The following is a 14,565-nucleotide window of genomic DNA, read 5'->3' on the forward strand; positions in this document are numbered from 1 at the left end:
GCGGTGCGGTCCAGCCGTGTGCCGCCCCCTCCCCGCGTCTCGCGGGAACCTTTCACCGAAGGGCGGGCACAGCGTGATACACGGCACAGAGAAGGCCATAACACCTCTTGCCTTATCGGTCACTTGCCTGCCTTTTCCGGCAAATCGATCATCCATGAGACACCTTGATCACGATCGAGCAACATCTCATGTGATGGGCTTATTGATCCAAAGTAAGAACGATGTGAAGATCCTCGGCAATCCGGAATATGTAAATCCGGTTTTTTGAGGATCTCTTCATGCCCGAACCTTCCGACCGGGGCTTCAGCCACTCTCCACCGCCTCCGCCTCCCGCCGCGCAGAAGTGGAAGCCGCTGGCCTGGACGCTGGCCGCGCTGATGGCGGCCGAGACCGCGCTGGTCGTCCAGACCACCGGACAGGCGGTCGCGTCACCGGTGCCCGCCGATGTGCGGGCGCCCGCCGCCGTGGCCGCCAAGCGGCCCGCCGGGGCCGCCTCGGCGGACGACGCCGCCGCCGCGGCCCTGATGGCCAGAGTCCAGGACCGCCGCATCGAGGTGCTGTCGGAGCGCACCGAGAACAGCACGACCTGGATCAACCCGGACGGCACCACGACGGAAGAGGTCTCCACCGGACCCGTCCGTTTCAAGGACGCCTCCGGGGAGTGGCAGACGGTCGACGCCGACCTGGTCGAGCAGCCCGACGGAACCGTCGCGGCTCAGGCGCACCCCTTGGACCTGGCGCTGGCCGGGAAGACACCGGCCGCCGCCGCCGCGAGGATCAAGGCGGCCGGCACCGCGCCCGGCGATGCCGAGACCCCGGCGGTACCGCTCGTGTCCCTGGACGACGGCGACGGCAGGAAGATGACCCTCTCCTGGCGCGGCGCGCTTCCCGCACCGGCGCTGGAGGGGAACACCGCCCGTTACCCGGACGTGCTGCCCCGTACGGATCTGGTGGTCGATGCCACGCGGACAGGCTTCGAGCAGTTCCTGGAGCTGAAGGACCGGTCGGCGGTCGACGCCACCGGCACCGTCACGCTCAGCCTCAGCGTCAAGGGGCTGAAGGCACGCGCCAACGACGACCGGTCTGTCACCTTCCTGGACAGCGAGACCGGCAAGCAGGCCGGTACGCTGCCCGCCCCGGTGATGTGGGACGCCACCGTGGACAAGAAGTCCGGTGAGCACACCCGCCGTGCCCCGGTCGGGCTGAAGGTCACCCAGGACGGCGACCGTATCGACCTGACGCTCACCCCGGACGCGAAGTTCCTGGACGCTCCGGAGACGAAGTTCCCGGTCACCGTCGATCCGGCGGTGAACATGAGCGGCTACTTCGACACCTTCGTCCAGCAGGGCTACGGCACCGACCAGTCGACAGCGGTCGAGCTGAAGATCGGCAACAACGGCTCCGGCCAGGTCGCCCGCTCCTTCCTGTCCTTCAAGACGGGCGCCATCAAGGGCAAGGTCGTCAAGAGCGCCAAGCTCAACCTGTTCAACTTCCACTCCTGGTCCTGCACGGCCAAGCCGTGGGACGTGTGGACGACCCAGCCCGCCGGCACGGCATCCCGCTGGACCGCCCAGCCCACCTGGAACTCCAAGCAGGCCACCTCCACCGGCACCAAGGGCCACTCCAGCCCGTGCGCCGACGGCTGGGTGAGCGCGGACATCACCACGCTGGCCAAGGACTGGGCCGCCAAGGGCAGCGCCGAGAACCACATCGGTCTGCGCGCCGGTGACGAGAAGGACGAGTTCGGCTGGAAGAGGTTCAACTCCGGCAACGCGACATCGAACACGCCCTATCTGTCCGTCACCTACAACACCAAGCCGGGAGCGGCCTCGCCCGTCTCCCCCCTGTCGGGTACGGCCACGGCCGACACCACTCCGACCCTGACCGGCAAGGCCACGGACCCGGACGGCAACACCGTCCAGCTCACCTACGAGATATGGACTCCGACCGGCACCGCGGCGGTGCAGACCGGCAAGTCCGCCTATGTCGCCTCGGGCTCCAACGCGCCGTGGAGCCCGACCACCGCTCTGGCCCCGGGCCAGTACAAGTGGCGGGCCGCGGTCTACGACGGCACGACGTGGAACGGCACCTGGTCGGCCTGGCAGACCTTCACGGTCGACACCGTGAAGCCCGGCACCACCGCGGTGTCCTCGTCCGCCTTCCCCTCCGGTCAGTGGTCGGGAACCCCCGACTCCGCCGGGAACTTCTCGGGCTCCTTCACCTTCACCCCGCCCACCAGCGATGTGAAGGACATCCAGTACAAGCTGGACGCCGGTGCCTGGGTCACCGCACCCACCACGGGGGCGGCCGTCGTGAAGACCCTCACCTTCAAGGCCGGGCAGCACACCCTCACCACGCAGACCCGTGACGCGGCGGGCAACACCTCCGCCGCCAGGACGTACTCCTTCGCCGCGGGCAAGGGCGCGGCCCTGACCGCCCCCGGCGAGGGCGAGCGCCCGGCCCGGCGCACCGGGCTGATGGCCGAGGGCAAGAGCACCTACACCGAGGTCCGTTACCAGTACCGGCGTGGCGAGACCGACTCCTGGAAGGACGTGCCCGTCGCGGACGTCCGCGTCAACTCCAGCGGCCAGGTGCTGAGCGCGTGGCCCGTCGCCGTCAGCGGAGGCAAGCCCGCCCCGTTGACCTGGAACATCACCGACACTCTCAGCGCGGACGGCCCGGTCGACATCCGTGCCGTCTTCAAGGACAGCGCCGGTACCGACGCCTCTCCGGAGACGACCGTCGTCGTGGACCGCAACGCGGGTGCGGCCCCTGAGATGCCCGTCGGCCCCGGCAGTGTCAACGCTCTGACCGGTGACTTCACCCTCGGAGAGAGCGACACCACCGTCTTCGGGCTCTCCGTCACCCGCAACGCCTCCTCGCGCCGCCCCTCCCTGGGCAGCACGCAGAGCGGTCAGGCCGCGATCTTTGGACCGCAGTGGGCCTCCGGCACCGAAGCGGAACTCACCGACACCACGTGGTCCACCGTGCGTGAGGCCGACGGCGGCCTTGTCACGGTCACGGACGGGGACGGCCGTCAGATCGGCTTCACCGCCACCACCGGCGGCGGCTGGAAGGCCGAGCCCGGTGCCGAGGGCCTGAGCCTGGCGAAGGAGCGCGACGGCGCCTACCGCCTGAAGGACACCACGGGAACGGTCAGCACCTTCACCAAGCCCGCAGGTACCGACGCCTGGCAGCTCTCGGCCACCGCCCGTCCCGGCGACGACCCGGACGACCCCACCACGGTGCTGGTCTCCACGGTCACCACCCAGAACGACAGGCGGATCGCGCGCCCCGCCTATGTGATCGCCCGTACCAGCGCGGTCCCGGTCGGTACGTGCGAGGCCACCCCGAGCACAAAGGGCTGCCGCGTACTGGAGTACGTCTACGCCGGGACCACCACAGCCACCGGCGGCGACCTCGGCGACTACGCCGGACAGGTCTCAGCGATCAAGCTGTGGGCCACCGAACCGGGCGCGGCCACCGCGACGGCGACCGAAGTCGCCGCCTACGCCTACGACAGCGACGGCCGTCTCCGCCAGACGTGGGACCCCCGGATCACCCCCGCGCTGAAGACCGAGTACGCGTACGACACGGCGGGTCGCGTCACCCGGCTCACCCAGCCCGGTGAACTCCCCTGGACGTTCGCCTACGCCAAGGCGGGCGCGTCCGCCACGGCCGGAGAGGGCATGCTGGTCAAGGCGTCCCGTCCGGCGCTGAAGCAGGGGTCGCGGACGGAGACCGAGGGAGAGGCCGCCACCTCGGTGGTCTACGACGTCCCGCTCACCGGTGACAAGGCCCCGCACGGCATGGGACCGGACCGGGTCGCGGCATGGGGACAGACCGACGCCCCCGCCGACGCCACCGCGCTCTTCCCCGCCGACGAGGTCCCCTCGGCCCACAGCGGCGATCTGCTGACGGCCGCCGACTACCGCCGCGCGGTGATCACCTACACCAACGCCTCCGGGCGGCAGGTCAACAGCGCCGAGCCCGGTGGTCACATCTCCACCAGTGAGTACGACACCTTCGGCAACACCGTGCGCGAGCTGACCGCCGCCAACCGCGCGCTGGCCCTCGGCACCTCGGCAGGGGCGGCCGGGACCCTCGACGCGCTGGGCATCACCTCCCTGCCCGCGGACGACCGCGCGGAGCTGCTCTCCTCCCGGTCCGTCTACAGCAAGGACGGCGTCAGCGAGATCGACGCCTACAGCCCCCTGCGTCTCACCTCGCTGACCGCCGGACTGCCCGCGGCCGGAGACCTTCCGGCCGTTCCGGCGGGAACGGCGGTGGCAGGGCGCGAGCACACCCGCACCGTCTACGACCAGGGCCGTCCCACCGACGGCAGCGCCGGGGCCAGCCACCGGCCCACCGAGACCACGGTCGGCGTACAGGTACCCGGCTACCCCGAGAGCGGTGCCCGCACCACCCGCACCGCCTACGACTGGTCCACCGGGCTGCCGCTCTCCAGGACGGAAGCGCCCGACAGCCTCGCACTGAGCCGTACCACCACGTACAACGCCGCGGGACAGCCGGTTCTCGCGACCACCCCGGCCTCGGACGGCCAGGACGCCTCCGCGACCGTCACCGCCTACTGGACGGCAGGCGGCACGGGCGACTGCTCCGGCCGCCCCGAGTGGGCCGATCTGGTCTGCCGGACCAGCCCCGCGGCGAAGATCACCGGAGCCAACGGCAACCCCGACGAGGGCCTGACCACCACCACCGAGTACAACCGGCACGGGCAGACCACCAGGACGACCGAGACCGGCAACGGCACCACCCGCGTCACCGAGACCGGCTACGACGACGCCGGCCGGGTCACGCGGACAGCGATCACCGGCGACGCCGGGGCGGCCGTCGAGGAGAACACGACCGGCTACGACCGGGAGAACGGCAGGGTTGTCGCGGTCTCGACCGCCGACGCCACGTTGACCAGCGCCTATGACGCCCTGGGGCGTCTGGTCGGATACACCGACGCGAACGGCGCCACCACCGCCACCGCCTACGACGCCCTGAACCGGGTGGTCACGACCACCAGCTCCGCACCGTACACCCTCACCTACACCTACGACACCGCCGCCGAGCCCCGTGGCCTGGCGACCAAGGTGACCGACTCCGTCGCCGGTGAGTTCACCAGCGTCTACGACGCCGACGGACAGACCGTCCGGCAGACCCTTCCCGGCGGCGTCACCATGCGCCAGACCAACGCGCCCAACGGCGAGGCGGTCGCCCGGAGCTACACCCTCGACGGCCAGGAGGAGCCCTTCTTCTCCAGCGCCGCCACCACCACGGTGCACGGTGAACTGGCCGAGCGGACCGGTCTGACCGTGGCCGACAACGCCTACGACGCGGCGGGCCGTCTCGTGCGGAGCGCCACCACCGCCCAGGACGGCTCCGCCGACTGCGCCCTGTACAGCTACACGTACAACGCCAACGGAAGCCGCAAGAGCCAGGCCGCCGGGACCGGCAACGCCGAGACGGGCTGCCCCTCCGCCACCGGCACCCCGACCGAGCACGTCTACGACTCGGCGGGGCGCATCGTCGACGACGGCTACCGCTACGACGGACGGGGCCGTCTGGTCTCCTCCCCGGACGGGCTGTCCTCGGAGTACTTCGCCAACGACACGACCCGGCGCCAGACGGCCGACGACCGCCGGCAGACCTGGACGCTCGACCCGGCGGGCCGCAAGCGCGGCGTCCTGATCGAGACGAACACCGCGGGCGCATGGGCCCAGACCGATGCCGAGCAGTTCCACTACGACGAGAACGACCAGCTCGTCTGGGTGCGGAACGGCAGCGGGGGCGTCACCCGCACGCTGGTGACCGACGTCGACGATCTGAACGGCATCGCGGCGATCGGCGACGACGGCTCGGTGACGATCGAACTCAACGAGGCCAGTGACGAGGGACAGATCCAGTACACCCCCGGCACCGGGGACGTCCTCGTCCAGGACAGCGCGGCCGGACAGCCCGCCGGAGCGGATCTGGCGGCTCTGATCGGCGGCGAGGACGTCACCGGCGCGGCCGGTGCCCTCGCCCGGTGCCTGGGCTGCGTGGCCTCCCCCCTCGCCTCGCCGATGAGGGCCGCGGCGCGCTACTCGCCGAAGGGTTCGGCGAAGTCCGCCACGGACTACTGGCTCTTCACCCGCGGCCTGTGGGCCTTCCGGGACGAGAAGCGCCGCAAGGGACGCCGCGGTGACCTCGTCTGGAGTGACGACGGGTGCTCCGCCCCGTGGTACTCGCACATCGTGATCGGGCCTTCGGTCGGCTACTACAGCGGTCAGTTCTACTGGCCCTGCGCCCGGCACGACTTCGGCTACCGCAACTACCGGAAGCAGAACCGTCGCACCAGGGCGAACAAGGACAAGATCGACAACCGGTTCCGCTACGACATGAAGAAGCGGATCTGTGAGCCCAAGGCCGTCGAATTCGTGTGCAAGGGGGCGGCGGACGGCTTCTACTACGCGGTGAAAAAGGGTGGGGACAGCTCCTTCTTCAAGAAGTGGTGACCCTCGCCGACATGAGAACCAGCTGATCGCTCCGTGGCCGGTCAGGGGGGTGGACCGAGAGGAACACTCCCCTGACCGGCCACACCCGACCCCGCCTGAGGATCGCCCCCCATGAACAGAACGTCACACCCCTCGTTCCGTATCGCCCTCTCCCTCGCCGCGGCCGTGTGCTCGGCCGTCGCCGGACTCGTACTGCTGCCCTGGGACCCGAGAGCCACGGTGCCGGTCGCCCCCGGATCGGACACCCTGACCACCGGGTACACCTGGTGGGGGGTCGCGCTCTTCGCGGTGGTCCTGGCGGTCGCCGCCTGGGTCACCGGCCGTTTCGGCGGTGGCGCGGGCGCCGCCATGGCGGCGGCGGGCGGCGTTCCCTCCGCCCTGCTGCTGGTCTCCTTCCTGGCGCATGAACCCGAATCCGACGGCTTCGCGGGGCTCTGGTCCCTCAACTGGCTCTTCGCCGCCTGTCTCATGGTCGTCGGCGCCGGAGTCGTCGCGATGGTCGCCCAGGACGGCCGCCCCGGACTCGACCGGATGCCGGATGCCTCCCTGAAGCTCCTGGTCCCGGCCGCGGTCGCGGGAGCGGTGTCGTTCACCGCGTTCCTCGTCCAGCTCGTCTCCTCCGGTTCGGGGCCGGTGGTACGCGGCTGCGCCGCCCTGGCCGCCCTCGCCCTCGGGTACGGCGCGGGCTGGATCCTGCGGGCCGTCGGCCGCCGCCCGGCCACCGCGACCCTGCTCACGGTCGGTGCCGTGCTGCTCATGGCGGCCGTCGAGACCGTATCCGCGCTGCTGTGGGAGTGGCGGGCGCCGGAAGCCCTCGCCTGGGGGATCACCCTGCTCGGCTGTGGAGCGGGCACGGCGGCGGCGTATCTGCCGCGCACCCCGAACGGTCCCCCGTCGGGGGCGTGACGGACGGCCGGGAGACCCGCAAGCGGCCTCCTCCGGCTTCCGCTCCGTGCGCCGCGCCGTCGCGACACCACGGCGTTACCGCTGTACCCGGGCGCGTACCGGTAGCGTGCGTGGCCCCACGTTCGTGATCACAGAGCGCCCGGCGCGGCTCCGCGCCGGGTGGTGAGAGCAGGTGACGGCGCATGGTCTTCGAGCGGTCCCGGCGGCCGGAGGGACCTGTCCGGGCGGAGGGACCCGTGCGGGCGGGGGCTGTCCGCCCGTCCGCCGTCTCCCGCCGGGCGCTGCTGACGGCAGCGGCGCTGCTGCCGCTCGCCGGGTGCGGTACGAGGGAACGGACCGGCTCCCCGCCCGCGTCGGTACGGGCTGCGGGGCGCGGGTCGCCCGGCGCCGAGGGGCGGGCGCGGGTGGCGGACCTGGCCGCGCTGGAGCGGGAGCACGGGGCCCGGCTGGGGGTGTACGCCCTGGAGACCGGCACCGGGGCCGAGGTCGCCCACCGCGCCGACGAGCGCTTCGCCTTCTGCTCCACGTTCAAGGCCCTCGCCGCCGCCGCGGTCCTGCACCACCATCCGATCCGCCATCTGGAGCGGCGGGTCACCTGGACCCGGGCCGACGTCGACTCGATCTCACCGGTCACCGAGGACCACATCGCCACCGGGCTGACGGTCGGCCAGCTCTGTGACGCCGCCATCCGGCACAGCGACGGCACGGCCGGGAATCTGCTGATGCGCGATCTCGGCGGGCCCTCCCGGCTCACCGCCTATCTGCGCGGACTCGGGGACTCCGTCAGCCGGATGGACCAGTACGAGCCCGAGCTGAACCACGACCCGCCGCACGACCCCCGGGACACCACCACCCCCCGGGCGATCGCGTCCGACTACCGGAAGCTGGTCCTCGGGGACGCGCTGACCCCGGACCGGCGCGCCCTGCTCACCGACTGGCTGGTGCGGAACACCACCGGAGGCCGCCGTATCCGGGCCGGAGTCCCCTCCGGCTGGCGGGTGGCCGACAAGACCGGAACCGGCAACTACGGCAGGGCCAACGACATCGCCGTGCTCTGGCCGCCCCGGTCGTCCCCGCTGGTAGTAGCCGTCATGTCCGACCGTCCCGGCTTTCGCACCCCGCCCAGCGAACGGCTGATCGCCGAGGCCGCGGAGCGGATCGTCGCCGGGCTGGTCCGGCACCCGCCGACCCATGCGTCAGGGGCCGGGGCGCCCTCGCGGCACCCCGGCCCCTGACGGGACGGAACAGGACGAGCCGGGCCCGAGGGGCGGTCAGCCGAGCCGGGTCAGCCTGGTGCCCAGGGACGGCTCCGTCAGCCCCTCCTTGAGGGCCAGCGGAATCCGGTGCGCGTCGGGACCGTTCCCCACCGTCAGCTCACCGACCACGGCCCCGGCCCTCGCCGTGCGCGAGAGGGCTCCGTCGCCCTTGCGGCCGTAGGTCAGCGTCACCTTCTGACCGGACAGGCCGACCAGATCGAGGGACTTGGTCGTCACCACCGGGATCCGGCGGCCGAAGCGGTCGTCGACATGGCCGACGACCTCGCCCTTCTTCACCACGTTCGCGGAGGTCAGCATCTCGCGCACCGAGGCGACGACCTTCCTGCTGTTGTCCTGCACCAGCACCAGGCTGTCGCCGCCGTTGATGTCGGGCCCCGGGGCGTGCTGGGCCATCATCGTGCCCAGGATCAGCCGGTCCTCGCCGTCGAACGTCTTGTACGCGGCCCAGGACAGCGTGCCGCCCGCGGGGGTGTTGGAGCCGGTCTTGATGCCCACGATCCCCAGACCGGCCAGTATCAGCCGGTCGTTGTTGTTGTAGATCCGGCCGTGGCCGGGGATCTCGGCGTTCGGCAGGGCGACGACATCGCGGAAGACGTCGTACTCCATGACCGCCTCGGCCAGCTTGAGCTGGTCGACGGCGGTGCTGACCGTCCCCTTGTCCAGGCCGCTGGGGTCGGTGTAGACGGTGTTCTTCATGCCGAGGTCCTTCGCGGCCTCGTTCATCTCCCGGACGAACGCCGTCTGATCGTCCGTCTTGGTGGACCAGCGGGCCAGCAGCCGCCCTATGTTGTTGCCGGACGGGATCATCAGCATCTTCAGCATGTCCTGCTGGCTGAAGGTCTGACCCTCCGTGAGTCCCTCGATCCGGGACTCGTCCTTGGCCTTGCCCTCCGCCACGGTCTGCGCGTCGACCGTGATGGTCGGCCCGGGTTCGCCCCGCTTGAGGGGGTGCTTCCGCAGCAGCACATAGGCCGTCATGATCTTGGCGGTGCTCGCCGTCGGTACGGACTTCTCCGGGCCGAAGGTCTCGTAGACGCCGGAGCCCGCGACGGTGACCGCGCCCTGTCCCTCCTTGGGCCAGGGTATGGAGATCCGGTCCCCGCCGAGCGTGGTGGACGAGGCGCTGTCGCGCAGGGTGAGGACCGGGTCCGGGAGCGGGCGCAGGAGTTGGACGGCGACGAAGGCGATGACGAGCAGCAGCGCCGCCAGCGGGATCGCGATCATGGCCAGGCGGGCGCGGCCACGGGAGCGGGGGGCGGCGGACGACCCGGCGGGGACGGAGAGCCGGGCGAGCAGATCGAGCCGCGCGCGGGCGTCCTCCCGTTCCTGCTCCCGCTTCCGGGTCTGCTCCTGCCGCTGCCGCTGGACCAGTGCCGCGTCCGAGGCCGCGTCCGGCGCCGACGCGGCGGCGGGTGTCCGGGCAGGCTTCGGCTCCGGTACGGGCTTCGGCTTCGGGGCCTTGTCCCGCTCCGGTGTCCTGTCCCGCTCCGGGGCCTGCTTCTGTGCCTGCTTCTGTGCCTGCTTCTGTGCCTGCTCCGGTGTCTGCTCCCGCGGCGTGGGCACGGGCTTCGCGGGCGCGTCCGGGTCCACGGCCCAGGACGGGCGCGGCTTGCGCAGACTGCGGGTGGCGTCGTCCGGAACGGGAGCGTCCGAGGTCGGGTCCGCGTCCTTCCCGTCCGTGCCCGTGCGGTCCGTGCCCGTGCGCGGCAGCGCGATCACCCGCGTGGTCTCCGAGGACTCGGCGGGCTTCGCGGGCTCGGCCGTGGCCTCCGGCTCCGGCTCCGGCTTCGGCTCCTTGGGCCCGGGAACGGCGGACTCCGGCTTCTCGTCAGCCGGAGTCTCCGCCTCCTCAGCCTTTTCCGACCCCTCTGTGCCCTCGGCGGACTCGGCGGACTCGGCGTCCACCGTCTCGTCGTCGGCCCCCGTCTCGTCGTCCGCGTCCTCGCTCCGGGGCGGCACCTCGTCGGTGGCCGGTGAGGTCGTCCCCTCGTCGGCCGGGCGCGGATCGCGTTCGTCGCCGTCGTTCCCCGTCGGCACGTTCTTCTGGTCGAGTGTGTCGGGGGACCGCCCCGCCATTGCTGTCTCCTTCATACGCCGCGCCGTCGCTCTCTGCCCCACGTGGCCGTGTCGTCTGTCCGGGCGTGCCCCGTGCCGAAACCCGGCCCCGGACGCGCTCCCCCCGGGGTGCGGACACCGTTCGCTCTGCGGCGGCGACCAGCGTAACCGATCGGTGTTCGAGGGTGAGCGGGCCGATCGGACCGTACCGGCGGTGCCTCCTTCCGCTGGTACGGGGGGAGTTGCGGCACCCCGTTCCCGAGCGGCCGGAGCCTGTCGGCCCGCTCTCCCGCCCCGGGGGAAGACGGCACCGGGCCGCACCTGGTTGCAGACGCCGGACAGCGGGCGGTGGGCGGACGGCGGATGGCGGACGGTCAGCGAACGGCGGGGCGGGTGTCGCCGTCGGCCCCGTCGGTGTTCTCCCCGGCCCCGGCGCCGGGGCGGGCGCCCGACCGGCTGTCGCGCAGCGCGGGGAGCAGGGGCGTGAGCGCGGCGAGGACGAGCAGGATCACGGCCATCGAGAGGAAGGCGTCCCCGTAACTCTCCGCCAGCGCGGCGGGGCTCCCGGCCGCGCCCGTGGTCCCGGTCGCCGTGAGGGTGAGAACGACGGCGAGGCCGAACGCGCCGCCGAACTGCCGGGTGGTGTTCATCAGGCCGGAGGCGGCCCCGGCGTCGGCGTGGCTGACGCCGGAGGTGACCGTCCTGGTCAACGGGGTGCTGAGCAGACCGCCGCCGAGCGAGAGCAGCACGGCCGGGCCGAGGATGCCGGTGACGTAGCCGCTGTCGGGGGTGATGGCGCTCTGCCACCAGAAGCCCCCCGCCTCCACGATCGCCCCGGTGGCGATGAGGACCCTGGCCTGGACCCGGCGCATCAGCAACGGTATGAGCCGGAGCGAGACCAGCAGCATGACCGCCGCGTGCGGCAGGAAGCCGAGTCCGGTCTGCGCGGCGCTGTAGCCCAGGACGTCCTGCATGGTCAGGGTGAGGAAGTACCAGAGCGGCACCTGGCTCGCCCCCGCCAGCAGCATCGCCAGATTGCCCCAGCCGATCCCGGGCAGCCGGAACAGCCGGGGCGGGATCAGGGGCGTGGCGGCGAAACGCGCCTCGACCACCGCGAACGCGACGAGGGCCGCGCCGCCGCCGAGCAGCGGCAGGGCCGTGCGGGGGTCGGACCAGGCGTGGGTGTGGGCCTGGGCGACCCCGAAGGTGAGCAGGGTCAGCGCGGCCGTGGCCAGGACCGCGCCCGGCAGGTCGAGCCGGACCGCGCGCTCCGGCGCCCCCCGGCGGGCGAGGACCCGCAGGCCGAAGAGGGCCGCGGGAATCCCGACCGGCACATTGACCAGCAGCACCGAGCGCCAGGAGAGATATTCGGTCAGCAGCCCGCCGAGCAGATTGCCCGCCGCTCCGCCGGCCAGGGCCACCGCGGTCCAGATGGTCAGGGCCCTGGTACGGCTGGGGCCCTCGGGGAAGCTGGTCGTCAGCATGGTCAGCGACAGGGGGGCGAGGACGGCGGCGCCGAGGCCCTGTGCGGCCCGGGCCGCGATGAGGGTCGCCGGGTCGGTCGCGAGCCCGCCGAGCAGGCTGGCGACGGTGAAGACGGCGAGGCCCGCCGTGAAGACCCTGCGGTGTCCGTACAGGTCGGCCAGGCGTCCGCCGAGCAGCAGCAGTCCGGCGAAGGCCAGGGTGTAGGCGCTGACGACCCATTGGAGGCCGGAGGGGGTGAACCCCAGGTCGGACTGGATCGACGGCAGCGCCACGGTCATCACCGAGACGTCGAACAGGACCAGGAAGTGCGTCGTACACGACAGCGCGAGCGCCGTCCTCGCAGCGGAACTCCCTCGCATGGCTGGGCCTCTCCCCCGTGTGGCGTGTATGAGGTCCGCGCTCCGGCGGGCGCGGGGTGCTGCGGACACGCGCGGGTGCGCCCCGCCTGCCCTGGGTGCGGGGCGCCACGGCGTCATCCGTGCGGCATGCCCCCCCGTAGGCCCCCTGAGGACCCCCGGAGGACCGGGCCGGGACGAGTCAGGACGTCCCGGACGGCCGGGTCCGGGACGCGCCGGTGCCGGACGAGCCGGTGCGATGTGCCCCCCGTACGACGCGTGCGGGCCGTGCCGCCCGCCCCCGCCCCTGTCCCCGACCGGCCCGGAACGGCAGGGCAGTTCGCTCCCCCGGCGCGGCGGCGGGCGCGGCACCGGGGGTCGTCCGCGGGGGCGCCGTCCCGTGCGGGATCCCTCCCGCACGGGACGGCGCCCGGCGCCGCGGGCCGGGGCGGACTACTGGGAGAAGTCCACGCCCTGGGCCAGTGCCACCCGCCCGGAGTAGTTCACCGTGTTGGTCGCCCGGCGCATGTACGCCCGCCAGGCGTCGGAGCCGGACTCGCGGCCGCCGCCGGTCTCCTTCTCGCCGCCGAACGCGCCGCCGATCTCCGCGCCCGAGGTGCCGATGTTGACGTTGGCGATGCCGCAGTCCGCGCCGTCGGGGGCGAGGAAGCGCTCGGCCTCGCTCTGGTCGGCGGTGAAGATCCCTGCCGACAGGCCCTGCGGGACCTCGTTGTTCAGCCGGATGGCCTCGTCCAGGTCCCGGTAGGTGAGGACGTACAGGATGGGCGCGAAGGTCTCCTCGCGGACCACGGCGGTCTGCGCGGGCATCCGGACCAGCGCGGGCCGTACGTAGTAGGCGCCGGGCGCCGCGTCGGGGAACTGCCGCTCACCGCCCGCGCACAGGGTGCCGCCCTCGGCGGTCGCGCGCTCGACCGCCTCCCGCATCCGGCCGAAGGCGGCCTCGTTCACCAGCGGTCCGACCAGGGTGGTGTCCTGGAACGGGTCGCCGATCGGCAGCCGCTCGAAGGCGGCGGTGAGCCGCTCGACGACGGTGTCGGCGATGTCCTCGTGCACGATCAGCCGACGGAGCGTGGTGCAGCGCTGGCCCGCCGTGCCCGCGGCGGCGAAGACGGCCGCGTTGACGGTGAGGTCGAGATCGGCGGACGGCGTCACGACGGCGGCGTTGTTGCCGCCCAGCTCCAGGATGGTGCGGCCGAACCTGGCGGCCACCCGGGGGCCCACGGCGCGGCCCATACGGGTCGATCCGGTGGCGCTGACCAGCGGCACCCGGGGGGAGTCAACCAGCCGCTCGCCCACGTCGGCCGCGCCGACGACGACCTGGTTGAGGCCCTTCGGCGCCCCGGCGTCGGCGATGGCGAGGTCCAGCAGGGCGGCGCACGCCAGCGCGGTCAGCGGGGTCAGCTCGGACGGCTTCCAGACCACGGTGTCACCGCAGACCAGGGCCACGGCCGCGTTCCACGCCCAGACGGCGACCGGGAAGTTGAAGGCGCTGATCACACCGACCACGCCCAGCGGGTGCCAGGTCTCCATCAGCCGGTGGCCGGGGCGCTCGGAGGGCATCGTCCGGCCGTAGAGCTGCCGGGACAGGCCCACCGCGAAGTCGCAGATGTCGATCATCTCCTGGACTTCGCCGAGCGCCTCGGAGCGGATCTTCCCCGCCTCGATGGTGACCAGGTCGGCGAGGTCCTGTTTGTGCTCGGTGAGCAGTTCCCCGAACCGCTTGACCAGGGCGCCGCGCACCGGGGCCGGGGTGGTGCGCCAGGTGAGGAACGCGGTGTGCGCGGCCTCGACGGCGCGGTCCACGTCCTCGGGGGTGTGGGCGCGCAGGCCGAACAGATCCGCGCCGGTGAGCGGGGTGCGGGCCGTGAGGGCGTCGCCCTTGACCGCGGTGAGGTCGACTCCGCACCGGGTCAGGGCCTGCTCCGCCCTCGCGCGTATCTCGTCGGTACCACTGATTGCTGCTGTGACCATGACGGTGTG

Annotated in this window: 6 protein-coding genes; 3 read left to right on the forward strand and 3 right to left on the reverse strand. The window is 72.4% G+C overall.

The features are described from left to right. The first annotated feature begins 278 nt into the window (after positions 1-278). The 3 genes from CRV15_RS37370 (at position 279) to bla (ending at position 8,647) form a co-directional block, all read left to right on the forward strand. Entirely contained in the window at positions 279-6,506 is a 6,228-nt protein-coding gene (locus tag CRV15_RS37370) for a phospholipase A2 (RefSeq protein WP_003961835.1), read from the forward strand. Between the two features lie 111 nt (positions 6,507-6,617). After that, complete coding sequence (locus tag CRV15_RS07440; protein ID WP_003952486.1) at positions 6,618-7,412, forward strand: hypothetical protein; 795 nt, start codon at positions 6,618-6,620, stop codon at positions 7,410-7,412. Between the two features lie 236 nt (positions 7,413-7,648). Continuing rightward, positions 7,649-8,647 (forward strand): class A beta-lactamase, encoded by a 999-nt coding sequence (gene bla, locus CRV15_RS07445; RefSeq protein ID WP_003952487.1) that lies wholly within the window; start codon positions 7,649-7,651, stop codon positions 8,645-8,647. 36 nt (positions 8,648-8,683) lie between these two features. On the opposite strand, the gene CRV15_RS07450 is transcribed toward bla, so the two are convergent. The 3 genes from CRV15_RS07450 to amaB all read right to left on the reverse strand — a co-directional run bounded on the left by CRV15_RS07450 (position 8,684) and on the right by amaB (position 14,556). Beyond that, entirely contained in the window at positions 8,684-10,765 is a 2,082-nt protein-coding gene (locus CRV15_RS07450; protein WP_003952489.1) for a serine hydrolase, read from the reverse strand. 353 nt (positions 10,766-11,118) lie between these two features. Next, complete coding sequence (locus tag CRV15_RS07455) at positions 11,119-12,588, reverse strand: MFS transporter (RefSeq protein WP_003952491.1); 1,470 nt, start codon at positions 12,586-12,588, stop codon at positions 11,119-11,121. A gap of 429 nt (positions 12,589-13,017) precedes the next feature. Beyond that, positions 13,018-14,556, reverse strand: a complete 1,539-nt coding sequence (gene amaB, locus CRV15_RS07460; protein WP_003952492.1) for an L-piperidine-6-carboxylate dehydrogenase — start codon at positions 14,554-14,556, stop codon at positions 13,018-13,020. Between the last annotated feature and the right edge of the window lie 9 nt (positions 14,557-14,565).

The organism is Streptomyces clavuligerus, assembly GCF_005519465.1.
Taxonomy (GTDB): Bacteria; Actinomycetota; Actinomycetes; order Streptomycetales; family Streptomycetaceae; genus Streptomyces; species Streptomyces clavuligerus.

Coding starts and splice junctions, on each gene's coding strand:
- CRV15_RS07450 (WP_003952489.1), bottom strand. CDS start 10,765: ATGGCGGGGCGGTCCCCCGACACACTCGACCAGAAGAACGTGCCGACG.
- CRV15_RS07440 (WP_003952486.1), top strand. CDS start 6,618: ATGAACAGAACGTCACACCCCTCGTTCCGTATCGCCCTCTCCCTCGCC.
- CRV15_RS37370 (WP_003961835.1), top strand. CDS start 279: ATGCCCGAACCTTCCGACCGGGGCTTCAGCCACTCTCCACCGCCTCCG.
- CRV15_RS07455 (WP_003952491.1), bottom strand. CDS start 12,588: ATGCGAGGGAGTTCCGCTGCGAGGACGGCGCTCGCGCTGTCGTGTACG.
- amaB (WP_003952492.1), bottom strand. CDS start 14,556: ATGGTCACAGCAGCAATCAGTGGTACCGACGAGATACGCGCGAGGGCG.